General features: G+C 61.6%; 21 protein-coding genes and 3 pseudogenes. 5 read left to right on the top strand and 19 right to left on the bottom strand.

Going from position 1 to position 26,419, the window contains the following annotated elements; translation table 11 throughout:
• Positions 1-258 precede the first annotated feature (258 nt).
• The 4 genes from B9A95_RS09740 to B9A95_RS09730 form a co-directional block, all read right to left on the bottom strand.
• A complete protein-coding gene (locus B9A95_RS09740) occupies positions 259-1,461 on the bottom strand; it encodes an MFS transporter (protein ID WP_084046829.1) in 1,203 nt (400 codons plus the stop codon).
• A gap of 111 nt (positions 1,462-1,572) precedes the next feature.
• Entirely contained in the window at positions 1,573-2,235 is a 663-nt protein-coding gene (locus B9A95_RS34535; protein WP_212648293.1) for a MerR family transcriptional regulator, read from the bottom strand.
• A 171-nt stretch (positions 2,236-2,406) separates the two neighbouring features.
• Positions 2,407-2,538 (bottom strand): hypothetical protein, encoded by a 132-nt coding sequence (locus tag B9A95_RS36155; RefSeq protein ID WP_281255836.1) that lies wholly within the window; start codon positions 2,536-2,538, stop codon positions 2,407-2,409.
• A 93-nt stretch (positions 2,539-2,631) separates the two neighbouring features.
• Positions 2,632-4,521, bottom strand: a complete 1,890-nt coding sequence (locus B9A95_RS09730; RefSeq protein WP_084046826.1) for a tetratricopeptide repeat protein — start codon at positions 4,519-4,521, stop codon at positions 2,632-2,634.
• 486 nt (positions 4,522-5,007) lie between these two features.
• Between B9A95_RS09730 and B9A95_RS09725 the strand changes: the two genes are divergently transcribed.
• Positions 5,008-5,214, top strand: coding sequence for a hypothetical protein (locus B9A95_RS09725; RefSeq protein ID WP_084046825.1), 207 nt, complete (start codon positions 5,008-5,010; stop codon positions 5,212-5,214).
• 723 nt (positions 5,215-5,937) lie between these two features.
• Here the strand turns inward: B9A95_RS09725 and B9A95_RS09720 are convergent.
• From B9A95_RS09720 to B9A95_RS09700, 5 genes and pseudogenes are all read right to left on the bottom strand, one after another.
• Complete coding sequence (locus B9A95_RS09720; protein ID WP_084046822.1) at positions 5,938-6,489, bottom strand: DUF6428 family protein; 552 nt, start codon at positions 6,487-6,489, stop codon at positions 5,938-5,940.
• Between the two features lie 207 nt (positions 6,490-6,696).
• Complete coding sequence (locus B9A95_RS09715) at positions 6,697-7,023, bottom strand: ArsR/SmtB family transcription factor (protein ID WP_084046820.1); 327 nt, start codon at positions 7,021-7,023, stop codon at positions 6,697-6,699.
• A gap of 60 nt (positions 7,024-7,083) precedes the next feature.
• On the bottom strand, positions 7,084-7,794 hold the full coding sequence (locus B9A95_RS09710; protein WP_281255835.1) for an NAD(P)-binding domain-containing protein: 711 nt from the start codon (positions 7,792-7,794) through the stop codon (positions 7,084-7,086).
• Positions 7,795-7,834: 40 nt separating this feature from the next.
• Positions 7,835-8,128 (bottom strand): annotated as a pseudogene (locus tag B9A95_RS37025) (FAD-dependent oxidoreductase); the annotation flags it as partial.
• Positions 8,129-8,563: 435 nt separating this feature from the next.
• On the bottom strand, positions 8,564-9,022 hold the full coding sequence (locus tag B9A95_RS09700; protein WP_084046815.1) for a MarR family winged helix-turn-helix transcriptional regulator: 459 nt from the start codon (positions 9,020-9,022) through the stop codon (positions 8,564-8,566).
• 90 nt (positions 9,023-9,112) lie between these two features.
• Between B9A95_RS09700 and B9A95_RS35265 the strand changes: the two are divergent.
• Together B9A95_RS35265 and B9A95_RS35260 are read left to right on the top strand one after the other, a co-directional pair.
• Positions 9,113-9,406 (top strand): annotated as a pseudogene (locus B9A95_RS35265) (N-acetyltransferase family protein); the annotation flags it as partial.
• A 49-nt stretch (positions 9,407-9,455) separates the two neighbouring features.
• Positions 9,456-9,599 (top strand): GNAT family N-acetyltransferase, encoded by a 144-nt coding sequence (locus B9A95_RS35260; RefSeq protein ID WP_245808248.1) that lies wholly within the window; start codon positions 9,456-9,458, stop codon positions 9,597-9,599.
• Between the two features lie 767 nt (positions 9,600-10,366).
• Here B9A95_RS35260 and B9A95_RS09690 read toward each other — a convergent pair.
• The 7 genes from B9A95_RS09690 to B9A95_RS09660 form a co-directional block, all read right to left on the bottom strand.
• Complete coding sequence (locus B9A95_RS09690) at positions 10,367-11,140, bottom strand: transposase (RefSeq protein WP_084046813.1); 774 nt, start codon at positions 11,138-11,140, stop codon at positions 10,367-10,369.
• Between the two features lie 28 nt (positions 11,141-11,168).
• The gene (locus B9A95_RS09685) at positions 11,169-11,510 is read right to left on the bottom strand and encodes a YciI family protein (protein ID WP_084046811.1); all 342 of its coding nucleotides are present in this window, start codon (positions 11,508-11,510) and stop codon (positions 11,169-11,171) included.
• A 488-nt stretch (positions 11,511-11,998) separates the two neighbouring features.
• Complete coding sequence (locus B9A95_RS09680) at positions 11,999-12,667, bottom strand: hypothetical protein (protein ID WP_084046809.1); 669 nt, start codon at positions 12,665-12,667, stop codon at positions 11,999-12,001.
• A gap of 282 nt (positions 12,668-12,949) precedes the next feature.
• Positions 12,950-15,610, bottom strand: a complete 2,661-nt coding sequence (locus B9A95_RS09675; protein WP_281255834.1) for a winged helix-turn-helix domain-containing protein — start codon at positions 15,608-15,610, stop codon at positions 12,950-12,952.
• Positions 15,611-16,122: 512 nt separating this feature from the next.
• A complete protein-coding gene (locus tag B9A95_RS09670) occupies positions 16,123-17,244 on the bottom strand; it encodes a Gfo/Idh/MocA family protein (protein ID WP_084046806.1) in 1,122 nt (373 codons plus the stop codon).
• Positions 17,245-17,369: 125 nt separating this feature from the next.
• The gene (locus B9A95_RS09665; RefSeq protein ID WP_084046804.1) at positions 17,370-18,191 is read right to left on the bottom strand and encodes a sugar phosphate isomerase/epimerase family protein; all 822 of its coding nucleotides are present in this window, start codon (positions 18,189-18,191) and stop codon (positions 17,370-17,372) included.
• A 421-nt stretch (positions 18,192-18,612) separates the two neighbouring features.
• Positions 18,613-19,368, bottom strand: coding sequence for an SDR family NAD(P)-dependent oxidoreductase (locus B9A95_RS09660; protein ID WP_084046803.1), 756 nt, complete (start codon positions 19,366-19,368; stop codon positions 18,613-18,615).
• Between the two features lie 467 nt (positions 19,369-19,835).
• Here B9A95_RS09660 and B9A95_RS09655 point away from each other — a divergent pair, with 467 nt between their 5' ends.
• A complete protein-coding gene (locus B9A95_RS09655) occupies positions 19,836-20,897 on the top strand; it encodes a chemotaxis protein CheB (RefSeq protein ID WP_245808230.1) in 1,062 nt (353 codons plus the stop codon).
• Between the two features lie 17 nt (positions 20,898-20,914).
• Here the strand turns inward: B9A95_RS09655 and B9A95_RS09650 are convergent, their stop codons facing one another.
• Positions 20,915-22,213 (bottom strand): sensor histidine kinase, encoded by a 1,299-nt coding sequence (locus B9A95_RS09650; protein WP_084046800.1) that lies wholly within the window; start codon positions 22,211-22,213, stop codon positions 20,915-20,917.
• Between the two features lie 246 nt (positions 22,214-22,459).
• Between B9A95_RS09650 and B9A95_RS09645 the strand changes: the two genes are divergently transcribed.
• Positions 22,460-25,417: a CheR family methyltransferase gene (locus tag B9A95_RS09645; RefSeq protein ID WP_084046799.1), complete on the top strand. Its 2,958-nt coding sequence runs from the start codon at positions 22,460-22,462 to the stop codon at positions 25,415-25,417.
• A gap of 500 nt (positions 25,418-25,917) precedes the next feature.
• Here the strand turns inward: B9A95_RS09645 and B9A95_RS36150 are convergent, their stop codons facing one another.
• Together B9A95_RS36150 and B9A95_RS37020 are read right to left on the bottom strand one after the other, a co-directional pair.
• On the bottom strand, positions 25,918-26,112 hold the full coding sequence (locus B9A95_RS36150) for a chemotaxis protein CheB (protein ID WP_281255833.1): 195 nt from the start codon (positions 26,110-26,112) through the stop codon (positions 25,918-25,920).
• 80 nt (positions 26,113-26,192) lie between these two features.
• Positions 26,193-26,408: pseudogene (locus tag B9A95_RS37020) on the bottom strand (chemotaxis protein CheB); the annotation flags it as partial.
• Positions 26,409-26,419 lie beyond the last annotated feature (11 nt).

The raw sequence follows: 26,419 nt of genomic DNA, 5'->3' as shown, positions 1-26,419 counted from the left end.
CCCTTCTAACCGAACTTCAGCCCATCTGGACGGCGTTGACGGGGTGCCTGTGCCACGGGCCTCCTGGAGAGCGGGGCGGAACCGGTCGAGGTCCCCGCCGGTGGTGAAAGCGGCGATGGAAATGGGGGCGGCTTGCGTGGGTGTCCGGGTCTGGGCTTCGGTCATGATGTGGCCTTTTCAGGAGGGGCGACAACGCAGCCCTGGATCAATGCGATGTGGGGTGTTGCCCAAAACGCTGTTGTCTTGCCGTATTCCTCCTCATCTGGCGGGCCGGTTCACCGCGTCCAGGTGCGGTCGTTGGGCCAGCCACACGAGCAGGACGACGACGATCAGGAGGGCCGCGACGAGGGTCACGGCAATCCACCCGCCATGTGTCCATAGGACCCCCGCCAGTGCCGAGCCGACTGCACCCCCGATAAAGTTGTTCGTCACGAGCGCCGCGTTCAGTCGGCTGCGGGCCGCAGGATCCACCGCGAGCACACGCGTCTGGTTCAGCACATTCGCCGTCTGGATCGCCACATCGATCAGCACCACGGCCACGAGAATGAGGGCAATGGAGTGGACCCCGAGCGCCGCCAGAAGCAGCGAGGCGAAGACGAGCAGCAGCGCGCCGCCGGTGGCGGGGACGGACCACCCGTGGTCGTGGAACCGTCCGGCGCGCTGCGCCGCGAGCGCCCCGGCCAGCCCAGCAAGACCGACAAGCCCAATCTGGGTCAGGGAGTACGAGAAGGGGGGCGCGCTCAGCAGGAATGTCAGCCCCGTCCAGAACATCGTAAAGACGGCGAAGACGGCCGCCGAGATCACCAGGGTGACCTGCACGGCACGGTGCGCTTTGATCACCGTAAAGATGGAGCGGAGGAGTTGACCGTAGGGCACCCTCGCGCGTGTGGGAAGGGGTGGCAGCGTGCGGGCGAGCAGGACCATCATGACCGCCGTGATGGCAGCGGCAACGACGTAGATGGCGCGCCACCCGAAGGCGTCCGCGATCAGCCCACTGATGGTGCGCGACGCCAGGATGCCAGTGAGGATGCCGGAGGCGACTGTTCCCACGGCGTGCCCCCGCTGGTCGTCCCGCGCCAGGTCCCCGGCGAGCGGGACCAGGAGTTGCCCCGTGACGGTCGTCAGGCCGACGGCGGCGAGGGTGACCAGCAGGACCGCGAAGGTGGGGGCGAGCGCGGTAGCGCCCAAGGCCACCGCGGAGCACGCGAGGATCGCAGGAATGAGGCGGCGCCGGTTGAGGGTGTCACCAAGCGGGACGACCAGGAACACCCCAACCGCATACCCGATCTGGGTGACCGTCACGAGGAGCCCTGCGGCGGCGGTACTGATCCCCAGCGTGTGGGCGATGGTGGCGAGCAGGGGTTGCGCCCAGTAGAGGTTGCCGACTGCGGCGCCGCCCGCAATCGCAAACAACAGGGTGAGGCCGCGCGTCATGCCTACCGGTTGGGTGGTGGGCGTCATAAAAGCCTCCGGAAGTCGGGCGGGTGGCGAAAGGACGCTGGCGTTGTGGGTGGGGTCTTGAGTGCCCTGAACTTGCACCTTGACGTTAACGTCATATCCCAGGAAAGAAAGTCAGCGTTCAGCCTGCGCAACTACCCTGCGCATGTGGGCGATATTGTCCTTCAACTCCGCCTGGAAGCGTTCGAGATCGCCAATTCTCTGTTGGGTTTCCGCAAGGTGGTGTTCGAGAATGGCGAGGACCGCGCGCTTGCCCTCAATGCCGCGAGGATCGGTGAAGTACAGGTCGATAACGCCGCGGATCTCTTCGAGGTCGAGGCCCAGGCGCTTGAGAATGGCGATCTTACCGAGGCGGGCGAGCGCTTCAGGGGGGTAGAAGTGAAAGCCATTGCCTTCACGCTCGGCGCTCAGCAGGCCGAGACCCTCGTAGTAGCGCACGGTACGTTGCGTGACGCCTGCGCGCTTGCTGAGTTCGCCGATGAGCATCCGGTCCGTGGTCACTTTCACCCCTACCATGACGTTAACGTCATGGTAGGGAGTGTAGGACAGAGGTGGCCGTGGGTCAAGCAAGGCATTATGTACAGCGCAAGCAAGCGCCGGTGCGCGGTGGCGTTCGTCATTCGGCAGATCTGCCGTCTCCCCGTTGATGAATCGGTCATACACTCCGGCCGTAGGGAAGAAGGTGATGTCGCGCTTGACAGCGGCGGGAATGACGCCGCCAGCTTTCGTCTTGCCAGTGGCCTGCTCGGCGCTGGCGCTCAGGCCCACCGCGCCCATTCCGAAGTGTGGAGACCGCCAGGTTACGGCCCAGGGTTCACTTCCTCGCAGTCCAACCGTCATCCGGCTCCTCTTCGGATCTTTGTTTTCCGTGCCAGCACAATGTCCGTGTCCATGCACCGTGGGCGGCCAAATTCCGCTACGAAGCCGTCAATGTGGTGCTGCACGCTGTCAATGGTGAACCGCCCAACGCTTACCAGGTGGGTTGTCTTCAGCAATGCGCACCTGGATATTCACGATCTCCAGGTGCGCGATGAGCTGCTCATCAATGTAGTGAGAGAGGCCTTGAGCAGGCTTGCTCAAAGAGCTCTCCTGAGATGCTGTTGTCTTTGTTTTAGAAATCAAAGATGAACGTGACCATTTAGCACCAGCGCCGTTCTCGTGCTAAATAGGAAGTTATTTCATAGATGTCGAAGTGGGTAGGGTAATACTAAAGACTGCTCCGCTTCCAAGTTTTGACACTGCAGATACCCGGCCTCCGTGTCGAATTACAATACGCCGCACCGTAGCAAGACCAATCCCGGTCCCTTCAAACTCATCTTCAGTATGTAATCGTTGAAAAACTCCAAAAAGCTTGTCGGCTTGCTCAGAATCAAATCCTACGCCGTTGTCACGCACATGCACTGTCCATTCCCCATCGCCTTTCTCGGCATATATCTCTACGAAAGATTGTTCTCGCGTCCGACTGTACTTTAAAGCATTTGATAGGAGATTAACAAATACTTGTCGAATCAGTGTTTCATCCACTTCTACCAATGGCAGACTTTCTATCTTCCAAGTGACACGGCGTCCTTCCAAACCGGCATTTAATTCTTCTTGAATTTCGTGAACCAGAGCATTTAAGTCCACCAGTTTAGTCTCAAGGGGGTCGCGGGACTGACGGGCCAATTTGAGGAGGGCGTCAATCAAAGTGTTAAGACGCCGGATAGCTTCTTCAATTAGGTCTAAATACCGATCAGCACGCGAGTTGCCATCTGCTTTCAAGAGCCTGCGTAGTAAGCTGGCAAACCCTTGTATCTGACGAACGGGCCCCCGCAGATCATGCGAAATAGTGTAACTAAACGCGTCCAGCTCCTCATTAACACGCTTTAACTGCTCATTTAGTATCCGTTGATTCTCAGCTATTTCCCTTGTTTTGGCTACGTCGTATTGGATCTGAAGTGCCTGAGCCCGGCGTGATTGCGCCTCGTTAAATAACTCCTGTTCAACTCGACGCGCCTGGCGGGTGTGCCGCAACGCACTCTCGTAATTTCCCGTCCTTTCGTATTCAGTACTTAGTAAATCATGAACTTCCCGCTCTTCTGCTTTCAATTTAGTGGCTAGCGTCAATTGCAAGGCCTCCTCCAGCACTTTTTGGCCGCCATTAGAAAGAAGAGCTCCATGATGCATCAGGAGTTTCACTTGGGCCAGAGGGTGGTTGACCGTTGCCGCAAGGCGTAACCCTTGTTCGTAGTGTTCCAGAGCGAGGGGAACGTCTCCCAATGATTGAGCAACCAAACCCAGGCTGTCTAGTGCCAGCATTTCAGTAAGGTGATCACCGAGGTGGCGGGCAAGTTTGAGCGACTCCTCCAGGAGGGGCAGCGCCTCGGCCTCCCGGTTTAGTTGGCGCAACGTTTCTGCTGTGTTATGTAGGAACGTTGCCAACAACACGTGTCCAGCACGCTCACGAACGAATTCTAGCGTCTGACTATGATATTCCAGGGCATGTTCCTGCTGCCCCATTTGTCGATACAATGACGCTATGTTGTTTAGAGTTGATGGGATGTGTTCATCAGCTGGCGCGTATGCCGTCAACGCCTCCAGAAAAAATTCAAGAGCATTCGAATAATCGCCCAATTCGTTGGCTATAATACCCAGATTATTCAGACATGAAGCCAGACAAACATGGTCACCTGCGGTTCGACTTAATGCTGCAGCACATTGTAAGTACTCGGCTGCAGCCGAGTACTGGCCCTGAACACCGTAGATATTTCCCAGCAGGCGCAAAGTCCAAGCTTCATCACTTGGACTACCGAGTTCACGAAATCCAGTAAGAGCTTCATTCGCATGTAGAAGAGCATCGGAAAAATGCGAAAGGCGCCATTCGACTGTCGCAAGTTGCAGTAAACTTTGTGCCACACATCTATCATCATCTTGTTGCCGAGCCAAGGAAACAGCCTTCTCAAGAACTGGAAGGGCGCGATCCCACTCACTCAGGCGAGAAGCTTGATTAATAAAGTCTTCCACTGATAATTCTTGTTGATCTGGGTTTTCTTCATGATCTAAATCCGAGGGGAGATGATCCATATCGTGGTCTCCTTAACAAGCAAAACAAGATGTAAAGAAGTCATTGTCATAGTTCTTGCAGTTTGAGCAGGCGTCGTCAGAGATACCTCCACTCTACCTGCTCAGCCAAGTCCAGGCTGCCCGGCGAGTAATCACAGAAAAACATCAACAAGGCACTGATGCATACGCGTGCTAGACGATCATTTTAAAATTTCCCCCACGTCGGGCGCAACGTTTGAGGAGAGGGGATGGTCGCCAGGGACCAGGAGGTGTGCGTACGCGCTGAGGCAGCGTTGCCTGAGGGAGGGCCATTGGTACGCACCTTCGAAAAGTCGCGCTACTGCACAACTGAGCGTGCAACATGCTCCGCTCTCGCCGTGCAAAAGCGCGATTAGGAGAGGAAGGGTCAGATGGCCGCAAACAATCGTCAAGTATAGCTTCATCAAATGGAAGTTATGGCTTTACATCTTGTCATTCTTGGTTTACTCTTTGCTCCAGGAGGGCCGTATGTACCAGTACCAACCCGAGTACAGCCAGGAACGCCTCGCCCAGTACCACCTCGAAGCCCAACAGAACCGCATGGCCGCCATCGTGACCCTGCCCTTCCGCGTCCGCGTTGCCCAATGGCTGCGGGATATCGCTTGCCGCCTGGACCACGCCCGGGTTAACGAGGACACCTCAGCGACTCCCCATTTCGTTTCTTCCTCGTTCTAAGGCCCGTGAGGTTATCCAGGCGTGATGCCAGTCAATTCCAGCAGAGAATTTAAAACTGGTATGGAACGTGTACCCGGTCTTTTGCTCCAACGCGACATATTTGGCATCGATGTCCGGGTTATGCAACGCACCATTCCTCAGGTCCAAGCGCAGACCATGAAGCAGAACACGCAGCTGAACCGATCATTCCCCAACCCATACGCAGGGTGTCGCGTTTGTGCGGCTCGCATCACGGTGATCACCACGCCCTCTCGACGAAGCGTGTGAATTGGCATTGGCAGCCAGTCCAGCTACGTTCGGCCTGCTCGGCCACGCTCCAGGTTCAGTGAACACAACGGCTTCTAAGCGCGCCGCAAGCTTTTCTGCGCACGCCTATCGCGCTGATGATCCGCTTGATCGCCCGAGTGTTCGCGTACCCCGAACTGCCTCCGTAACAGAGGCGCGCTTCAGCGTGAACGTGCACAATTGCGTCCGTGGCCCGGGGCGGGTGGGTGAGGAACCGGTGCTCCACCAGTTCCAGAACCGTTTTCCCGGGCTGCGCCACCAGAAAGTCCGCTCCCGCAGTTTGCGCTTGATGTCGCGCGTGTACTTCAGGGCGCCCGGCCACTCGCTCTCCCCCAGCGTGACGTGCACCACCAGGACCTGCCAGGCCGCCGTATCCCACCGCCGTGAGGACGGCCAACGCCCCTACAAGGGAACGCTGGCCGACAGGAAGTTAGAACATCAGCTTAGGGAGATCAGTTCGGCGGGCGCTGGGCTACAGCAGCTGCCCGCGGGAGCACATCCCTCGCTGCTCCCACTCTCGGTGACAGGTGTACCGCAGGTGTCCCCGGCCTTGCACTGCACCCCAGGTGTGCGGAGGTGAACGATGACGCATTCAGGAGTGTTCTCGATGCGAGAGACGCGGTACTGCACCGCGGGAATGGAAGTGTTGCCATACTCGAAGCGCACTTCGGCTTCATCACGTACGGGGATGTGCTTAACCACGCGGTCGTAGATGGCCAGGAATTTGCGATTGGTCATGAATCCGGCTCTGGCTTCCTCTGCAGAACCGTCCATCAGTTGGATGACCGTCTCGCGCCAGGCGTTGGCGTGGCCTCCGCAGTCCACCGCTTCGATGGTAACGGTTTTGACTTCCGTGACGTGGTAGCCCGCAGGCACGAGGACTTCGCCATTTAGGTGAAACTGAAGAGGCCGCTGCGGCTGGGCGCGAAGCTCACGGAGAAGGGCAAGGGTGGTGCTGCTGCTGGTAAGGCCGGGGATCTTCTGCATCATGACTCCTTATTGATGATTTTCGATGTGGCAGGCAAAAAAATCAGCAGGTGGCGCAGGGAATGCTGCCCGCAGGCGTGGGCGTCCTGACAGCTGTCCTGCGGACAGGTGAGGCAATTCGCCGGGCGAGGAGTGCGCAGCGTTGCTGCTGGGCTTCTCGGAGCAGGTCCTGCTGGCGCTGAGCGAAGTTGCTATCCGTAGCGAACGAGTTCAGACAGCCTCCTCGTGTCGTTCTGATACAGCAGCAAGCAGTGCATTGAGGGCGGTGCGGGCGATGAGCATGCCTTGGGCACTGAGGGTGTAGTACGTCCACTTGCCGCGCTTCTCGGCATTCACGAGCCGAGCATCTACGAGGATTTTCATGTGGTGACTGGTGGTGGGTTGTGAGAGGCCGAGGATCTCCTGGACGTCGCAGGTGCAGACGCCCTGACCGGTGGAGCAGCAAGCGCGGTCAGCCGTGGCAATGAAGTGCAGCGCCTTGAGGCGGTGTACGTCTCCGAGCGCCTTGAATATTACTGCCGTCCCATCGAAATCCACGGATTTAAAGTAGCCCCTTCATCCAAGAACGTCAATGGGTTGCTGCTGCAGGACGCGTCCTCATCCTCGTTGAGAGAATGCCCGCGCCAGATGCTGCGTCACCACTTCAGCGTCGGGTCCAGCCCCCCGCAACGTCGCAGACGCCACTGCCCGCTGCCCGCTCAGCCCCACGTAGTACAACCCGGGGACAGTCAAACTCACTCCCAGCCGCTGTACAGGCTCTCCACGCGTACCGAGCGCACCCGTCCCGAACAAGAACCTCAAGTTTGGCCGGTACCCCGTGGCAAAGACCACCGCGTCCACCGCCTCCTGCTGCCCTCCGGGCCATACCACGCCCTGACGGGTAAACCGCTCAAACAGAGGCCGCTGATCCACCTGGCCCTGCAGAAATGCTGCCCGGTACACCCCAGGATCAAGCACGTTGCGGGGAGAAGGGAGCCGCGAGAGATGCCCGAGCTTCAACTGATCCACCCTCGCCCAGGTGATCCAGTCATGGACATCACGCCCGAAGGGACGCTGAGGCGTGAACTTCACCAGCGTTCGTGCCGCCAGGCTCACTCGTGCCGTCCCAGACAGTTCCACCGCGATCTGCACCGCAGAGTTCGCCGCACCGACCACAACGACCCGCTGTCCAACAAAGGCTTCAGGCCGCTGGTATTCGAGGGAATGCAGCGCCCTTCCCTGGAACTGCTCCTGGCCAGGGAGATCGGGGATGAATGGGTGTCGGAAGGTCCCAGACGCGGCCATCAGCCGCCCATACCCGGAATCCATCGCCGTCCGGTAGAACCTGCGTCACCTCAGCGGTCGTCTCCACCGGGAAGTTGAAATGCGCAGCATACGCCTCCAGGTAGGCGACCACCTCATTCCGGGTGGGGTAATGCTCCGGATCACCTGGGAAGGGAAAACCCGGGAGGGACGCATGACGCGCAGGAGAGAACAACTTCAAGCTGTCGTAGTGTAGAGGCCATGACCCGACCGGCCGTGGGGCGGCTTCCAGCACCAGGAACCGCAGCCCGCGCTGCTGAAGGTGATACGCCGTGGCCAAACCCGCCTGCCCCGCACCAATGATCAGGGCGTCATACCGCAGGGTTTTCCTATGAGACATTTGGGCCTTGGCGGAATGGCAACTGCATGACCACCGCAGAGACTGGACACGCCCCCTGAAGCTCTTGTGAGGCGAACACGTTCTGAGGCAGCTCATGACGCGGTATGCGCATGAAGCCGAATCTGGGAATGGAGTGCTCCGCCGTGTTGGTCAGCAGCACCAGGCTTTCCACCCCGTCCCCGTCTGCTTGCCAGGCCATCCCTTGGACAAGGGCCTGGCCTCTGCCTGTTGCCCGCTGTTCGTCCTGGACGGCGACGGAACCCAGGAGCCCGGGTTGGCCATGACGCTCCCTTGAAGCCATGGCGACCACCTCGGAGTCCTTCACCGGAAGGAAACAGGGGTCAAGTTGATTGTGTATGCCCGATAGAAGGAGGTGCGCTGCGACTGGCAGGGTTTCGGTCTGCCGGGCATCCTCTGCTCCCGCCTGCCTGAACGTTAGGTTGTCGCGCATATCACCCCCTCTCCAACCGTGGATTCGGCTTCCAAAGCATCAACAACGAGTTCGAGGGCGCGCAGTACACCCCCGTGTTCCTCAGGAGGAATATGCTGGAGCAGGCGCATGGACTGGCGGAGGAGTTCCTCATCCAGGGCGTGGACCTGCTGTTCCCCCTGGGTGGTGAGGGTCAGTTCGACCGTTCGTCGGTCGATCTGGCTGGGCTGCTTGTGGACGAGGTCGACCTGAACAAGCTCATCGACGGTGCGGCTGAGCCAGCCCTTGTCGATGCCGAGGTGGCGGGAGAGGTCAGCGAGCGTGAGACGGCCTTCTCGGCTCAGGGTGGTTAGTACCTGGCAACGGGTGAGGCTGTGGATTCCGCAGCAACTGGCAGTGTGCTGCTGAAGGGCAGTGTGGAGGCGCGAGATGCGGCGTAGCAAGTCTCTGGCATTCTGGGTCATGCGACTCCTTTCGTTGACCTTGACAACGATCCGAGGAGACAGTACATCTGGGACAGAAACGTTGTCAATCGCAACAAGAGGAGTTGACTCATGACGAACATCACCGCACGGCCTACCACCCTTGCAGACGCCCCCTTCATCGCCCACATCTACACCCAGGGGATCGAGGACCGCGGCAGCACCTTCGAGACCCGGCCCAGAACAGCCGAGGACATCCTGAGCTGGTTCGATGGTCAGCACCCCATCGTTGTGGTGGAGCGGGACGAACAGGTAATTGCGTTCGCCAGCACCAGCACGTACCGGCCCCGGGACTGCTACGCGGGGATAGCGGAGTTCAGCGTGTATGTCCAGCGAGAGATCCGGGGGACTGGAGCAGGGAAGGCTGCGGTGGATGCCCTGATACCTGCCGCTCGTGCGGCAGGATACTGGAAGCGTGCTCTCACGCGTCTTTCCCGAGAACGTCGCCAGCCGCCGCCTGCTCGCCTCACTTGGCTTTCGGGAAGTCGGCACCTATGAGAAGCACGGCCAACTCGAAGGGGTCTGGAAAGACGTGGTGATCGTCGAGAAACTGCTGTGATGAGGCTGCTCTTGTGCTGCCACGGAGAATGGCGCCCGCACCCTGAACCCTCTGCACTTCAAGGACATGGAGCCGCACCGTTCCGAAGACCTCGTTTGGCAGCCTGCCTACAAGCACCGAACCTAGACCAACATTGACTCCACCGGCTGTGCGACGCAGATAACAGCAATGGTATCCGGGCCTTTGACAGCGTTCCGCTCACAGCACTTCCTGAGGACGGCGAGGATCCACCGCCACTTCCCAACCGGGCCGCCTGCAGACCACCGAGTGCAAGTGGGAGAAACAAATCACGCCGAAACAGGTGGAAGGGTGTGTGCAAAAAACGATTGGGGGCACGGAGATGCCTTAGGAGTTCATCCCCGCGGCAGCCTGCGACTTCAGCAAAAAATCCTACGACGCTTTCTGGGCCTCGGTAGTCGGAACGGGCGTGCAGGAGTTCCACCTCTGGGGCAAAGCGGGACTGGAAGACCTGCTATTTCAGGCGAAGAATGATCATCCACTCTTCGCGCACTTTGAACTTGGTCTGCAAATGCGAAACCGATTGAAACCAATCGAACTCCGCGTCCTGCAGGAGCGGGTGAGGAGAATTGAAAGATTTTAGAAACCCAAGAGAAGGTGGACAAAAAAAGTCCCGTTGCTTGATGCTTTCGACTAATGCCGTCCGTTCTTTAAGATATTGTCGGCTTTAATAAATATCCTCGATCGGGGATCCATACTTGCTATTTAAATACGTATTGTGCCCGCATCTCGACTATTTGGCACGCCGTTTAGGGCTGAGCGAGGTTATGGGCGAGGACGGCCAGGACGACGCGGAGCCGGAGAGAGGGAAGTGTTTTGGTCTGAACGGAGCGAATTTGAGCTTCGACCAATTGTGAAAAGACGGTTTCAATGCGTTTGCGGAGCTTTGGGTGGCGGTCTTGCCGCCACCCGTTGTCATAGCGGGTGTTTTTCTTGGGTGGGAACAGGTCGCCCAGGCAGCAATAGCCCTTGTCCCCAATGATCTTTGGCCCGCCGAACTCAGGCCACCTCCGGTTCAACTCATAGCTGACGGTGGTGTCGTGAAGATTGGCGGGTTTGAGGAGGTACTGGACGATCTCCCCTGCGGGTGTCACCCAGGCATGCAGCTTGTACCCGTACACGTCGCCCTGGGTCCCAAACCCCCATTTCGCTCCCGGGAACTTGCACCGCTTGCCTCGTTTCGGGCGACACACCGGGAGCGGCATGGAGTCAATGATCACTTCTGCACAGCGTTTGGCGGGGCTGACCAAGGCTTCGAGGCGTTCCAGCAGACGCACGCTTCGCATGTACGCCTGGGGGTAGGAGGGAAGACCGACGCGGTCTTCCCTCAACATGTTCCACCAGATCGAGCGATACGGCTGCTTGAACACGAAGCGAGCGAGCAAGAGGGCCACGAGCAGGGCATCCGTCAGCTTCTGATGCTTAAATCGCTTCAGATCGCTGAAGTGCCGCTTCGCCCAACGGTGGAGCTGACGAATCACCGCACGACGACCTAAACTATGATGGTGACGGTATCTGCACATACCGTCTCCATTTTTCCTCGTCTCCGTCCTACTCGGCTACCCCAGCCTCAAGCCCTAAACGGCGTTTGGCATTGACTGCTTGTGGCAGTCCATTAAACACGCTGTACCATGGATTTGCCGAAGCCGTCATGATTCCTGGAATAATGGCTGGATCATTTAGAATGACCATTTGTGCTGCCTCCCGTGTAGTTGGTTGTAAAATTACCAGTCCACCGGAATTGTCGGTATACGGTCCGCCCGCGAGGACAACGCCTTGATGATGAAGTTGCGTTATATAGGCGAGATGAGGCTGTAGTGGCTGTTCAAAGACGGGGTGGTTGGGCAACCAGGCTGGGCCAGGAACGTAGTGAATCACAAAATGCTGGCTCATCGTTTCTCCCGGTGTTGCAGTGAGACTTAAGCGTGGTCACAGGTCTCCCCTGTCGACTCTGGCACATAGACCCACCCAGGGCAAAGATCTGCCCTCACCGATTCCCTGAAGACCTCCTCCCCACCACGGTGCAGGGTTAGGCATGTGGCATTCCGCCTATAGAGGGCAACTTCCTCCAAGTCCATGACGTCCTCGTTGAGGTTATGTCCTGCCGCAAGGGAGGAATTCCCTCGGGTGTCACGGCGAAAGAGGGGAGGCCATTTGCCATTGGTCCCGCCCCGATGCTTTGGCTTGGTACAGCAGGGCGTCCCCTCCCTGCCGCAGGCAGTGTCGCTGTAGAGAAAGAGAACACGGGAGTTGCCAATGGGGGACCTTGAGCAGTTGTCGAAACCGCTGCGGTTGCAGCGGGCAGGGGAACACACGCTGCAAAGCCCAGCACCGTGAGAGGTTCAGCCCGGCCGTAGGTGGGAGAATCTACCGCGCACTGATCAGAGGGCTGCAGACTGCCGGTTCAGGGGCGTGGTATCCAGTTGTTGGCGCCCCCTCCAGAGTGCCAGCCCAAGCCAGATCAGGCTCACGCCCATGGGAACGGCGGCAATGCGCTGGACGGGATGTGGTAGGAACGACACCGCGAGGGGGGATAGCGCGGCGATGACGAGCAGCGCACCCGCCCTGCGCGGTAGGAGCGCTGCGCGTAACGTCGTGATGCCCAGGAGACCTGCGCCGAGCATGTACAGCACTCCGGAAAGCGGGCCGACAGCAGCGAGTGGGCCCAGCTTCATGCCTCCCGGTTGACCGCCGAAGATGCCGAGAAAGGCCCCAACGAAGTGGGGATCTTGCGCTACTAGCAGCGGCAGGATGAAGGTTTCGACGAAGGTGAAGGCCGCGACGAGGATCAGCCAGGTAAAGAGGAGCAAGAAGCCCAGGAAACCGCTCCAACCGGTACGTTCTGCCTGGTGCATGTAAACAGAGGTGACGCCGAGCAGCCCCAGGATGGCCATCAGCAGGGTCAACCCGTGAACCACTGCCCAGCGGAGCGTGGTAACGGCGGTGAGCACTTCGGCCGGATGGAGCATCTGGACCAGGATAAACAGCAGTCCGCATGCGGCAGCGGCCAAACCGCCATTCTGAATCAGGCCCTCTTTTGTAAAGGTCATGGGTGTTCTCCTCACACAGCCCCTTTTCGGAACTGTGAAGGCAAAGTAGGTCGGGATGTGGTGACGCGGCGTCACCACATCTGGTGACCATCAGCGGCGTTGTGCCCTGTCGAGTACACCTGGCGGTGTCAACACATCCTCTGATCGGGACTGGGGTTCATCCGTGATGAGAGAGCGGGCCAACCCGAGCGGACGCGCAACGCTGCGCAGCACGAGCGGGAAAAACGGTGACGCAGAGGCGCAAAATCACCGGAGGATGTAACGAATTTTCCGCAATCCTTATCAGAGGATGCCGAGTTCTTGCGCACGACGAACGGCACTTCGGCGGTTGCGTACGCCGAGCTTGCCGTAGATGTGTTGGGTATGCGTTCTGAGCGTGTTGAGTGAGACTCCAAGTGCGCGGGCGATGTCGGGTCCGCCCAAATCCGTGGTCAGCCACTTGAGAACGCTCAATTCGCGCGCACTCAAGCCTTCACCTGTAGGTTGGACCCTGCCGCCTTCACCCTCAAAGGGGCGGAACGCGGCAAGCAGGCCACGGGTGTAGGCCGGGAGGATTCCACGCTTCACCGCGCGGTGGAGCAACGGAACCAGCCGGGAGCCTCCGCTCAGGAAGACCCGGATGTGGCCTTCAGGCTCGGCCAGCTCGAGGGCGCGTGCCAGTGGAACGAGCGCTGTCGCCGTCCCGGACTCGTCGTCTGGGTCGTGGGCCAGTGCCTGCAGGGTGAGGATTTCAATGAGGGTGCCGGTCCGTCCACCGGCGGCAGCCGCCTCTTCCAGGCGCGTCAGAAGTCCCAGCGCACCGCGCCGTTCCCGGTCGCCCCGCGAACTGGCGAGGCGCGCGCGCGCCCATGTGAGGTGCGCAAGCTCCCGAACGAACGGCACGGCGTCGTGGGGGGAGACGCTCCATTCCCGGATGATGGCCTCAGCGGCCTTCACGCGGCCTTGCAGGAGCAACACGCGTGCCCTTGATGCGGACACGAGGCGTACATCTGGAAAGAAGTCGGGCACGTACCGGCGCCCAGCCTCCTCAAGGAGGCGAAGGGCCTCGTCCAGATTTCCCTGCTGCACGTGCATCCCTGCCAGGGCCATGGGCTCGCGCCAACTGTGCTGCGGCAGTCCCATGTGGACGCCAAGCGCCTCACTCCGCTGGAGGTGATGCTGGGCGCCCGCCAGGTCGTTCCACTCCTGGTGGAGCCCACTCAGGCCCACATGCATGTCCGCCGCGCCTCGCGCGGCCGCCTGCCCAGGCGGGCAGGCGAACTGGAGGCCTCGTTCATACGTGCGTCTTGCCTCCTGCAGGTGGCCCTGAACGATGAGAATATCGGCCTGGGCGCGCGCCGCTCCCACGGCGTCCGGCACATGACCCGCACGCAGCAAGAGGGTCTCCCCTTCCGCCCAATGAAGGCGCGCTGCCTCGAGGTGCCCGCGGTGCAGGGACGTCAAACCGAGGAAACCTGCCACTGCACCGCGGGCGAGGTGGTCATCCTCATTGGAAAGCCGGAGTGCCCACTGCGCATGCCGCTCCGCCTCGTCCACCTCGCCGAGCGTCATGGCGCTGGCAGCGCGGTAGATTGCAATCTCCACAGGCAGGTGTGGACGGTCTTCCACGCGGCGCACTTCCAACCAACGTTCTGCTGCGCTTAACCTCGCCTCGACGCTGTGCAGGTCCCCGGTTGCCAGCAACGCTTTGGCGTAATGCACGTTCAGGGCCGGGCGGGAGCGCATGAGCTCCTCGGGAAGGGCTTGGAGCCAGCCCAGGACGGCGCCCTCCCGGAGGTCTCGGCGCAACTCAGGAATGATCCGTTCGAGCAGGTCGGCCGCCCGCTCAAAGTCTTCTCCCGCGAGGGCATGCCGAACTGCATCGGCGAGCAAATCCTGCTGTTCGAACCAGGTGCTCGCGCGGCGGTGTAAGAGCGGCACCCGTTCCGCCTCTTCGGCCCGCAGCCGCGCTTCAAGTGCTTCGGCAAACAGGCGGTGGTAACGGTACCAGCGGCCTGCACCGCCCAGAGGAACGAGGAAGAAGTTCTGCCGTTCGAGCGACTCCAGCCGCTCCTGGCCTCCTCCCTGTCCGCTCACGGCGTCGCACAGCGGCCCGTTCAGCCGCTCCAGCACCGCAGTGTGCAGCAGGAACCGCCGGACGGGTTCGGGTTGACGCGCGAGGATCTCTTCAACGAGGTACTCCAGCACGTACGTGTCGTTTCCAGCGAAACCGTGAATAAATGCGCTTCGGTCCACGCGGTGCTTCAGGGAGAGGGCCGCCAACTGGAGCCCGGCCACCCAGCCTTCAGTGCGTGCGTCGAGGGCAGTCACGTCCTCGGGGGACAGGCCAAGTCCCATGACCCCATTGAGGAAGGTTGCCGCCTCGCCCAAAGTAAAGCGCAGTTCGGAGGCACCCAGTTCACTCAGTCCATTGCGCACGCGCAGACGAGCGAGGGGAAAAGGTGGAGCCTCCCGCGTGATGACGATCAGGTGCAGTTGCGGAGGTTGATGCTCGAGGATGAAGTTGAGCATGGCGTGCACCGATGCGTGGCGAATGACGTGATAATCGTCCAGAACAAGAATGACGGGCTCCCGGCGCCGACCCACGGCGTTGAGCAGTGCGGTCAGGGTGTCGGGTAAGGGGAGCGGTCCAGCGGGCTGCAGCGCCTCCTCCAGCTGTTCAGCCAGCCCTGGGGTCACCACGCGTAGGGCAGCGGTAAAGTACGCCGCAAACCGCTCCGGATCATTGTCTTCGTTGTCGAGCGACAGCCAGGCGACGGGGCGCGGCGACGCAGCAGCCCAAGCGCTGACGAGGGTGGTTTTTCCTGACCCCGCAGGCGCCAACACAAGACACAAGTTGGCATAGAGGCCTGCGTTCAGCTGGTCTTCAAGGTGAGCGCGCGTGACGAGTGACCGCCGCGGCTGCGGTAGGTAGATTTTGGTGTCGATGATAGGGGAAGTCACAGGGGGAGTTGGCGCCACTGGGAAACTGGGGACGGCCCTGCGCCGCCCTGCGAGAGGCCTACTGTACAGCCTGGTAAAGGCCATGTGCCCGCGGTATTGCAGCCTATACGGACTCCGATTGAACCGTTTGCAGAGAGATTCGGTCCGAGCAGAGCGAGAAGGAGAGAAACGGGTTCCGGGTGTGGAGGGGCACCCCAGCGGTCTTCCGGTTTGTTAATGAAACAGACGGCACCCGTCTCAGCCCTGAACCTCGCCTCGAAATTGTTGCCACTGGACCTCCCTGAGGTCCAGTCCCAGTGACGCTTTGGCCGGCATGTGGGGTGGCCGCTCCTCCCCTTCAGACAAGCTGTACTGCGCCACACCACCAGAACCCAGTCGAGCAGTCCACGGAGCGCCAGCGCCCGAATGAACGCTTGCCTCACCAGCGCCCGCGCCAGTGGTGCTCCTCCCTCTGTGGAGGTTCGCCTCGGCGGGTCATTCCTTTGCGGTCGCGTCTCAAATCAACCTCGGCATCAACAGATCTGGTCGGGCGGCACGCTGCCCGGGTGCGTGAACCAAGCCGGCTGGGTCTCCAGCGCTTCGGGCCGCTGCACCGAGCTGCTTAGCGTCAGTGTGCGCTCCACCGCTGACGCTTCCAGCGTGGTGTGCATGATGTCGAGGATGTGGAAGGCAAGGTCGCCGCTTGCCCGGTGGGATGTGCCGTGTGCGATGGCGCTGAGCATGTCGGCCAGACCAATGCCACGCGCGTTGGTCTGGAAGGGGCGCTTGAGTTCCACCGTCTCCCATTCTTCCGCTCCCCGGCGGCGAAGTCTGACCGGACCGCCGAAGGTGTTGGGATCGGGGAGGCTGAGCGTCCCCTCCGTGCCGTACAGCTCCATGCGCGGCAGTTCGCTCGCGTGCGCGTCGAAGCTGGAGATGAACGTCGCGGCCTGACCTCCCTCAAAGGTCAGCTGGGCGGTGACGTGGGTCGGCGTGTTGACCGAAATCCGCTCCCCGCGGCGAGATTCGTGGCCCGCCACCCGCTCTTCCAGGGCACGTATGCCACTGCCACTCACGCGCTGCACCGGTCCCAGGAGGTGGACCAGGGCCGTCAGGTAATACGGTCCCATATCGAACAGCGGGCCTGCGCCCCGCTGAAAGAAGAACGCCGGGTTGGGATGCCAGCTCTCCGGCCCACTGCCCATCATGAAGGCAGTGGCAGCAACGGGACGTCCAATGGCGCCAGCATCGAGCAATTCGCGCGCAGTCTGAAACCCGGCGCCGAGGAAAGTATCTGGTGCGCAGCCGACCCGCAGGCCACGCCCGGTAGCTTCGCGCAGGATGGCCAAACCGTCTTCCCGCTCAATGGCCAGAGGTTTCTCGCTGTAGACGTGCTTCCCGGCGCGCAGAACTTCCATGCTGACCTCCGCGTGTGCAGCGGGTGGGGTGAGATTCACAACAGCGGTGATCTCCGGGTCAGCGAGAAGCTCATCCCGCGGTGCAGCTTGCGTTCCGTACTCCACAGCCCGGGCACGGGCGAGGTCGAGGTCAAGATCGGTGACAGCCCTGACTTCGAACAATCCGAGTTCACGGGCGACTCGGAGGTAGGCGGCACTGATGTTTCCGGTGCCAATGATGCCAATCTTGTGGGTCATGGTGCCGTCCTTGGGTGAGGGGGGACGCGTGTGGTGACCTGAGCACTGGTTCTCAATTCAGGTGAGGCAGCTGGTGTTGGGAGGACACGGCCTGAACGGAAGGGAGCAACTCCGAGGTCCGCGGATCACTCCCAGGAGGACAGGCCTTCCTCGATCAGACGCTTGGCACTCTGCTCAACGTCGGCAAAGACGTCTCCTGCACTGCGGTCCATCTCCAGCACGTGCCACTGTGCAGACGGCGCAGCGAGGAGCGCCGCGCGGTAATCCACCACGCCACCGCCCAGCGGCACCTGATCTCCCTCCTGCGTTGCAGGGCCATCCTTGATGTGGAGTGCCAGAACGCGGTCCCCAAATCGCTCAAGCAATTCAACGGGGTTTTGCCCTGCTGTACGTACCCAGTAGGTGTCCATCTCGAGAAACACCGCCGGGTCGAGCAGGTTGAGGAGGGTCTCATAGGCGGAGTGTCCGTTTTCCAGTGTGTTCCACTCCCAGAAGTGGTTGTGGTAGCCGATGCGAATTCCCCGTCTGCTCGCATTCTGAGCAGCTTCGTTCATGGCGTCCGCGAAACGCTGCGTACTGCCGAGCGTCGAGAGGGCATCCCGATCGAAGCCGTGCACTTCACCAGACCATGAGGCAAAAGCCAGGTTGGCTCCTATCAATTCCAACTCGTCGAGGATCGCTTCTGTCTCGGGTCCATATGGTGCAGCGGAGTGAACGGACGAGACCCTCAGGCCATGGTCGTCAAGCGCGCGGCGTGTCGCAGCTGCCGTTGCCATTCGCGCATTGGGGACCTGCTGGCGGTTACCTATACCGAAGGGCTCGATGTACTTGAAGCCGATCCCGGCCACCTGCGCGATTGTGGCCGAAGGGTCTGCTGGGTGAGCGTTGCGAAAGGTGTACATCTGCACCGAAAGGGTGCCCCGAGGGGTGTCCTGGGCGTCGGTCATGCGCAAACCTCCGAGAACGTGGGTTCTTGTGGGAAATGAGGCGGGTGGGCTGCGGCCGAATGGAACGGGCAAGAAGAATCGGTAACGGCTCAGCGTGAAAGTGTAGTGTCCTCCTCACCTGCCTTCAGGCCATCTGCTGCTTTGCGCTCCCCCCAGTCCAGGGCAGAGTCGTTCCTGCGGGGCCATAAGGGCGTCGAGGTGGTCCTGTGCGGCCTGCAAAGCCATTATCACCGGACGCACTGGCCGTGCGGATACGGCCGGTTCCCGTTCCTCCTGTACAGCAGCAACACCCCTGCGCCCTGCTCCAGGACCGGACGCCTTGGATGAACAGGGCGGCCGGGTCCGCCTCGCCGCCCTGTTCTCCGGGCGCCGTTCCTTGCTCTTCGGCCCCGTCCTCGTTCATCGGCCGGCGCCCAGACACTCAACGTACGTAGGAGGCGCCATTGAGGTCCAAGGTTGCGCCCGTCATGTGCCGAACCAGGCCTGAAGCGACGAAGGCAATCGTGTTGGCGACTTCTTCCGGAGGGACAACCTCACCCAGGGGAATTTCACGCGCAATGGTGTCCGCATGCGCCTCGATATACGCCTGCGCCATATCGGTGCTTACCCAGCCGGGCGCAACAGCGTAGGCCAGCACATTCTCACGGGCATACCCCCTGGCAATTGAGCGCGTCAGTGCAATAACGCCTCCCTTTGAGGCCGCGTAGTGCATCGCGTCGGGATTATCTCCCCGAAAAGCGGCTCGGCTGGCGACGTTCACGATGATTCCGCCCCCACGCTCCCTGAAGTGCAAGATGGCTTCACGGCAAAGATCTGCTGTGGCGACCAGGTTCACCTGCAGCGTGCTGGCCCAGGCAGCCGACCATTCACCCACCGGATCGTCAACGGTGGCCGTGGGAGCAATCCCGGCATTGTTAACCAGCACGTCCACGCGCCCCTGCCACGCAGCGGCTCTTTGGAAGAGTTCAGCCGCCGCTCCAGGCTGAGAGAGGTCAGCGCCGAGTGGCAGGGCATGGTCGTGACCCAAGTCCTCTACGAGCACCTGAGCTTCCGTAGCATTCCGTCCGTAATGGATGATGACTTGCGCTCCAGCATGGGCCAGTGTCCGGGCTGTCGCAGCACCGATACCGCGTGAGGCTCCCGTTACGAGAATTACTTTTCCAGTCAGGTCCGCCATGGTGCTTATTGTCTGACAGGGACATGTCCCTCTCGTGCCGTGGACGTCACTGAGGCCTAGACGACGGGAAGCAAAAACACCTTCTGCGTTGGAATGTCTCGCTTCGACACGTGAGCAATGCCCGATTTGCCCGGGTAAAAACTCGGCTCTTCTTTTGCATGGACGCCCGACTCTCAAATCTTTCCCGCCATACTCGGCGGGCTGTTCCCCGCACCACCGATGAAGCAGCCCAACAGAAGTGCTTTTCCTCCGGAACGGGGCCATGCAGGGGCGGCTTGAGAATCAAGTCGCCCACCGCGCTACACCGGCCTCGCCGAGGTTGGGTTGCCAGAACCGGACCGAGCAAGGCAGGTTCCGGGAGAAAAGTTGCGAACCCTTCGCGCTCCCTCCGCTCGTATGTGCCCTGCCTCAACATCCTTGGGGCAAAAGCGCACCCGCTAAACGTGCCTTGCACCCACGATGCTCGTATGTCATCCGTACCCGTCGTTGTGATCGGGGGATCTGCCGGAGCGCTCGTTCCCCTCCGTGAGATCACCGCGAATCTGCCTCAGGACTTCCCCGCTGCTGTTCTCGTCGTTATTCACGTCTCCCCGGACTACCCCAGCCATCTTCCCGACATCCTCAGCCGCAGTGGTCCCCTCCCTGCCCGGCACGCCGAGCAGGGCGAGGCCCTGTTGCCCGGTCAGATCTACGTCGCGCCTCCCGACCATCACCTGCTGGTCGCGGCCGACCGCGTGCGCCTGTCACGCGGGCCGAAGGAAAACCGTTCGCGGCCCAGCATTGACGTGCTTTTCCGCTCCGCTGCCTACACGCACCGCCCAAACGTTGTTGGCGTCCTGCTGAGTGGCATGCTCGACGACGGTGCGTCCGGCCTCTGGACCATCAAGCAGCTGGGGGGACGAGCGATTGCGCAGCATCCCGAGGACGCTGAGTTTGACTCCATGCCGCTCAGCGGCCTGAGGATCGTCACTGTGGACGCCATGCCCTACGCGCGCGACATCGCCCCGACCCTACAGCGGCTGCTGGGTCCGTCCGTCCCCCCTCAGGAGATCCAAGGCATGAATGACGAGGAATGGCAGCGGCTGGAACTGGAAGTCGGCATTGCCAGCGGGGACAACGCCTTTCACTCCGGCCTGCTGACCCACGGGTCACCGTCCACCTTTACCTGCCCCGAGTGTCACGGGGTGCTGATACGCCTCAGAGAAGGCAACACGCTGCGCTTCCGCTGTCATACCGGGCACGCCTACACGGCCGTGGGCCTCCTGAGTGAACTGCGGTCCTCGGTTGAGGCGAGCCTCTGGAACGCTGCCCGGACGCTCGACGAAGACGTGATGCTGCTCGAGCACCTGGCCAAGCACCACGAGGAGGCGGGCCAGCCCGAGCTGGCCGATGCGTACCGGGCGGAAGCGCAGGACGCCCGGGCGCGGGGAGGGCGCGTTCGGCAAGACGCCCTGCGCACGGCACAGACTGGGCGAGACCGCCTGCTCAACCTGCAGGGTGAGGCACCGGCGGAGGCCGAAGGGCCCTAACCCCGATGGGCGTTGTCTCAGTCCAGTACGTGCGGCTGTTTCGGCCAGGCGAGGAAAAGCGTGGCTCCCTCATTTACGCGGCCCTCACCCCAGACGCGCCCACCGAAGCGGGTGCAGATTCGGCGCACGACGGCCAGCCCCATCCCCGTCCCTGGGAAGGCGGATTCTGGGTGCAGGCGCTTAAACACCTGAAACAGCTTGTCCTTGTGGCGGTTGTTGAAGCCCACGCCATTGTCCTCAAAGCGCAGAATGAATTCCGCCTCTGTCTCCTCGGCGCGAACGTGAATCTGGGCCTCTTCGCGGGTGGCCGTGAACTTCAGGGCGTTGCGCAGCATCTCGAGGAACACCTGCTGCATCGCGTTGCTGTCGCCCTGCACTGTCGGCAACAAACCGGAGGTGAGGGATACCTTCCGGCCTTCCATCTGCGGCCGCAAGTCCTTCAGGACTTCAGAAAAGACGCGGTTGAGATCAAGTGGCGTGAGCCGCAGACGCCCGTGGCTGGCCCGGGTGTACTCCAGGAGCGCTGTGGTGAGTTCCTCCATCTGCCCGACCGAGCGGGAGATGAGTTCAAGGTGCTTGAGTGACGCCTCGCTGTCTTTAACCACGTCGCGCTTCAGCAGTTCCCCGAAGGAGGCGACGCGCCGGAGCGGGGCCATCAGGTCTTCCGCGACCGCCACCGCCACGATCCGCAGTTCGGTGCTCAGCTCCCGGATTTTGGCCGTGCGTTCCGCGACCCGCGCCTCCAGCGTCTCGTTCAGCCGCAGCAGGTCCTCCTGCGCCGCCTTTTCGGTGGTGATGTCCGTCACCGCAACCAGGCTGCCCGCCGGCGCGTACGCCTGGCCTTCCAGCCGCACCGGAAAGGTGGAGCCGTCGCCACGCTGCAGGCGCAGTTCTGCGACGAGCTCCTCCTGACTGGCGTGCAGGCGAGCCAGCAAGTGGGCCAGGGTGGTGCGCGAGTCTGGAGCGGTGAACTGGGCGAGGCGGCGTCCCAGCAGCCGGGATCCCTCTGCCCCCAACATGCGGCTGGCCCGCAGGTTCGCCTGCACAATCGCACCGTTCCCGTCCAGGGTGAAGTACCCGACCGGTGCAAAGTCGTACAGCCCGACGTATTTTTCGTGGGCTTCCTGGAGCTTCTGGACCGTACGCTGCAACTCCTCGTTTTGCAGCTCCAGCTCGATCTGACGCACCGAGAGCTCATGACGGAGGGCTTCCGGCGTCTCAACCAACGGCAAGACCTCAGGAACTGCGTCTTCGAGTTTGAGCTCAGCCTGCTCACGCAGCTTCCGTTGGGCCTGCTCGTTCTTTTGATCGTTCATGACACCTTTCACCGCAACAGCAACAGGCCTCTCCTGCACGCTCCAGACCAGATCTTATAGGAAGAGACGGAAGAGTAGCAGAGCACGCACGTGCTTCTCCCGTCACCCCGCGCGTCAAGGGAGGTGTCGGCACGTCCCGCGACCATTCGGTGTTCTCCGCAACCACTAGAGTGAGTCGTCCGCTTGGAGCCGTTTTAAGACGGAATCCCTGCGACATGCCCCTCCGCACTTCTTGATAGGACGCCCATGCCAGATGAACTGACGCCCACTCCCCTGCCCACCTCCACCCAGCCCTCCGCCATCGTGGGAATTGGGGGCTCCGCCGGCGCGCTCGACGGTTACGAACGGTTCTTCCTGGGATTGCCGCCTGGCAGCGGCATGGCCTTCGCGGTGGTTTCGCACCTGAGTCCAAACGGGGAAAGCCTCATGCCGGACCTGCTGCGCCGCTGCACCTCCTTGCCCGTGGTGGAGGTCGAGGACGGCATGCCTGCCCTTCCGGACCACGTGTATGTGGCGCCCGGTGGGTTCAGCGTCCTCATCCGGAACGGAACGTTCTTCCTGCGTGAGTCCGACGAGGCTCAGGGTCACACCATCAACGTGTTTTTCAGCAGCCTCGCTGCTGATCAGGGAGAGCGCTCGGTGGCGGTGATTCTGTCGGGCATGGGTACGGACGGCACGCGCGGCCTCCGGGCCATCAAGGACAATTTCGGCCTTGTGCTGGTGCAGTCCCCGGAAACCGCGGACTACCCGGCCATGCCGGCCAGCGCTGTTGCCACGGGCCTGGCCGATCACATCCTGCCACCGGATGAACTCGCGCCGCGCCTGCACCAGCTCGTCACGCACGAACGCCTGTTGCAGTCCGAACCGGAAGCGGTCTCCAGCGCGGACCTCCAGAAGGTCCTGCTCCTCGTGCGGGAACGCACCGGGCAGGACTTCAGCCGGTACAAGGCGGCCACCTTGCTCCGCCGCATTGACCGGCGCATGAAGGCCCACCGGTTGGGCACCCTCCCGCAGTACCTCGGGCACCTCCAGCAGAATCCGGGTGAAGTCGACGCCCTGTTCGACGACCTCACCATCAACGTGACCAGCTTTTTCCGTGATCCTGAGGCGTTCGACCTGCTCAAGGTCCGCCTGCGGAGGTCCCTCACCCAGGAGGAACGCGGCGAAGAAGCCATTCGCGTCTGGAGCGTCGGCTGCGCGAGCGGCGAGGAAGCCTACAGCATTGCCATTGTGCTGCACGAGCTTATTCAGGAGCCCAACTGGACGGGTCCCGTCACGGTTCAAATCTTCGCCACGGATATCGACCCCCGCTCCATCGGGAAGGCCCGCCTGGGCCTGTACCCCCGCGACCTTGAGCAGACGGTGGCTCCTGAGCGGCTGCAGCGTTACTTCTCCCTCGGGGAGGGCGGTTACCAGGTCAGCAGCCTGATCCGGGACATGATTGTATTTGCCCGGCATAACACCTTTGGTGATCCGCCCTTCACGCAGTTGGACCTGCTGTGCTGCCGCAACATGCTGATCTACCTGAACGCCGACTTGCAAAAACGGATTCTCTCGGTGTTCCATTACGCCCTCAAGCCGGGCGGGCTCCTGTTTCTGGGGGCGAGCGAGACGCCCGGACTTTCCGACGAGCGGTTCAGTCCTCTGGATGCCCGCTGGAAACTCTATCGGCGCAGGCCGGGAGCCTCCGGCACGCTTCCCATCGAAGCGGGCTCAAGCGGTCCGGGCCACTTTCCCCATCAGGGTTTGCCGCCGCGAGCAGACCGCCGATTACGCACCGTGAACCTGCCGCAGCACATCCAGCGGCTGCTCCTCGCGAAGTACGCTCCCCCGTCCGTGGCGGTGAACGCGGAGGGGAACATCCTGTACGTGAACGGGCGGACGAGCCGCTACCTCGAACTGCCGTCCGGCAGCAGCGGTACGAACAATGTCCTCGACATGGTGCGGGACGGACTGCGTTTCGAACTGTCCTCCGCCATACGCCGGGTGCTGAAGGAACAGCACGCCATTACCCTTCGTGACGTGCAGACGGGCGAAGGGCAGCAACCCTACCTGCTGGACGTGACGGTGCAGCTCATCTCCGCTCCGGACGTGCAGGAGGGAGAACCCACGCTGCTGATCATCTTTGAGGAGCGGCCCGCGGAGGACACGTTGGAGGCCGCGCCCGAGCAGGTGGATCAGGTCCAAGCCCTCGTGCGGGAACTGCACCACCTGCGCGAGACGCTGCAGACGACGCTGGAAGAGAACATCACCTCCACAGAGGAACTGCGCAGCACCAACGAGGAGTACCAGACGACCATCGAGGAGCTCAAGAGCACCAACGAGGAACTGCTGACCTCCAAAGAAGAGCTGCAGTCCGTGAACGAGGAACTGATCACCACGAGCGCCGAGCACCAGGGCATCATTCACGACCTCGCGCAGGCGAATGACGACATGAAGAACTTGCTGGAAAGCGCCGGAATCGCCACCCTGTACCTGGGCAACGACCTGCGCATCAAGCGCTTCACGTCTCAGATCACCCAGGTCATGAACCTGATCCCGACCGACATTGGGCGGCAGTTCAGCGACATCAGCGTGAAGCTCAACGGCACAGACTTCGGACACCACGTTCGGCAGGTGCTGAGTACCCTCACGCCGCTCGAAATGCAGGTCCGCGCAACGGACGACCGCTGGTACCTGATGCGCATCAGCCCGTACCGCACCTCCGACAACTTCATCGATGGCGTCGTCATTGCCTTCACGAACATCGACGCGGTCAAATCGCTGGAAGCGAAGCTCAACCACTCCGCGCAGTACTCGGAGGCGCTGCTCAACACCATCCTCACGCCGATGGTGGTCTTCGACGACGAACTGCGGGTGGTCACCGCCAACCGCGCCCTGTACAGCCTGCTGCGCGTCTCCCCCGAGCAGGCCCGCGGGCAGCGGCTGTATGACATCGGCAGCCAGCAGCTCAACCAGTGGGAATTGCGCGAGAAGCTCCGCGACATGGTCGCGGTGGATATGCCGCTTTCTCAGTACATCATCGACCTGGACATGCCTGGGGTCGGCATACGGAAGACGAAGGTGGAGGCGTGGCCCGTGCTGGACTCAGGCGGCGTGCAGGCCCTACACCTGATGACCCTGGAGGACCTGACGTCGGTCTTTTCCAAGGTGGCGCAGGAGGGAGAAAGCTTTAGGGGGGACGCCAGGGAGCAGGGCCAGTGACGGGAGACTTGGTGTCGGGAAGACCCAGCGCGGCCTCATTTGTCCAATCGGGCGTCCCGCTTGAGCTGCTCCTGAATCCGGGCCTCCGGTCCTGACCACGTGCTCAAAAATGGTGCGGCCCCGGAGCTTCAGCCCGTGGGCCCTGCACCAGTAGGACTGTGCGGGGTGAACCTCACCGTTGTTCCGCAATGCCGCACCAGTGTTTTTCAGCAGTGTGGTCGCTTCCTCCAGCGTCCGCATGGTCCGCCATAAGGTCTCCTCAACGTGCTCGGTCACGCTAACGAGCAGGGCATCCGGGGTGTAGGCGTGCCCGGTGTGGCAATGGTACCGGGCCCCCTCTCCTTGAGCTCCGCCAGCACGCCGCCGCAGACCAGGCAGGTTTGGGGCGTGAGCTGCCCGAGCGCCATCACGCCCTTGCGAAAAGCGTCGCTGCCCCCCAATACTGACCTTTATCTCGACGCGCCGCCGCTCGTCCTCGCTGACCGTTACCCCTGCCCATTTCAAACGGGTTCACCCAGGAGGCGGACGAGGAGCGCACCGAGGTCGCGGGCGCGAACGGTATGTTCCACGTCCATCTGGTTCAGTGCGCTGAGCGGTATGGAACTGTATTCAGCGTCTTGCACGGCGGTGGTACCGCCGAAGTGCTTGATGGTCCGCAGGGCCGAGGTGCCGTCGTCGACCACGCTGGACAGCACGACACCGATGGCCTGGGGCCTGCATTGTACCCAGTGGAACGGAAGAGGATGTTGCTGGTTGGCCGAACGCGGTTTTCCTTGGGGCCCTGCTTGCCGGTGAGGTGACAACCCTCCACGAGGAGGTGATGATTGGACGGCGCGCAGGCGCTGCGGCCTGACCTGATGGCTTCGCCGTCGTGAGGATGTGAAGCGGGAAGAGGACCGGCGCTGCTGGGGATCTCGGGGCGTCGACATGGACTGTGCGCGGGCACGTGCGTGACGGTGCAGATCCCTGCCAGGAAGGTGAAGCCCAGCATTCCTGCCTCGG

Origin of the sequence: Deinococcus hopiensis KR-140, assembly GCF_900176165.1 — a bacterium.
GTDB classification, from domain to species: domain Bacteria; phylum Deinococcota; class Deinococci; order Deinococcales; family Deinococcaceae; genus Deinococcus; species Deinococcus hopiensis.
The sequence above is the reverse complement of the archived record's forward strand: the minus strand, read 5'-3'. Positions and strand labels throughout refer to the sequence as shown.

What these genes read in the sequence shown, in the direction of transcription:
- B9A95_RS09685 (WP_084046811.1), bottom strand. Translation starts at nt 11,510, where the DNA reads ATGAGCCAGCATTTTGTGATTCACTACGTTCCTGGCCCAGCCTGGTTG.
- B9A95_RS09655 (WP_245808230.1), top strand. Translation starts at nt 19,836, where the DNA reads ATGTCATCCGTACCCGTCGTTGTGATCGGGGGATCTGCCGGAGCGCTC.
- B9A95_RS09690 (WP_084046813.1), bottom strand. Translation starts at nt 11,140, where the DNA reads ATGTGCAGATACCGTCACCATCATAGTTTAGGTCGTCGTGCGGTGATT.
- B9A95_RS34535 (WP_212648293.1), bottom strand. Translation starts at nt 2,235, where the DNA reads ATGGGCGCGGTGGGCCTGAGCGCCAGCGCCGAGCAGGCCACTGGCAAG.
- B9A95_RS09670 (WP_084046806.1), bottom strand. Translation starts at nt 17,244, where the DNA reads ATGACCCACAAGATTGGCATCATTGGCACCGGAAACATCAGTGCCGCC.
- B9A95_RS09665 (WP_084046804.1), bottom strand. Translation starts at nt 18,191, where the DNA reads ATGACCGACGCCCAGGACACCCCTCGGGGCACCCTTTCGGTGCAGATG.
- B9A95_RS09740 (WP_084046829.1), bottom strand. Translation starts at nt 1,461, where the DNA reads ATGACGCCCACCACCCAACCGGTAGGCATGACGCGCGGCCTCACCCTG.
- B9A95_RS09700 (WP_084046815.1), bottom strand. Translation starts at nt 9,022, where the DNA reads ATGACCCAGAATGCCAGAGACTTGCTACGCCGCATCTCGCGCCTCCAC.
- B9A95_RS09710 (WP_281255835.1), bottom strand. Translation starts at nt 7,794, where the DNA reads ATGGATTCCGGGTATGGGCGGCTGATGGCCGCGTCTGGGACCTTCCGA.
- B9A95_RS09650 (WP_084046800.1), bottom strand. Translation starts at nt 22,213, where the DNA reads ATGAACGATCAAAAGAACGAGCAGGCCCAACGGAAGCTGCGTGAGCAG.
- B9A95_RS09680 (WP_084046809.1), bottom strand. Translation starts at nt 12,667, where the DNA reads ATGACCTTTACAAAAGAGGGCCTGATTCAGAATGGCGGTTTGGCCGCT.
- B9A95_RS09730 (WP_084046826.1), bottom strand. Translation starts at nt 4,521, where the DNA reads ATGGATCATCTCCCCTCGGATTTAGATCATGAAGAAAACCCAGATCAA.
- B9A95_RS09725 (WP_084046825.1), top strand. Translation starts at nt 5,008, where the DNA reads ATGTACCAGTACCAACCCGAGTACAGCCAGGAACGCCTCGCCCAGTAC.
- B9A95_RS09645 (WP_084046799.1), top strand. Translation starts at nt 22,460, where the DNA reads ATGCCAGATGAACTGACGCCCACTCCCCTGCCCACCTCCACCCAGCCC.
- B9A95_RS09660 (WP_084046803.1), bottom strand. Translation starts at nt 19,368, where the DNA reads ATGGCGGACCTGACTGGAAAAGTAATTCTCGTAACGGGAGCCTCACGC.
- B9A95_RS09720 (WP_084046822.1), bottom strand. Translation starts at nt 6,489, where the DNA reads ATGATGCAGAAGATCCCCGGCCTTACCAGCAGCAGCACCACCCTTGCC.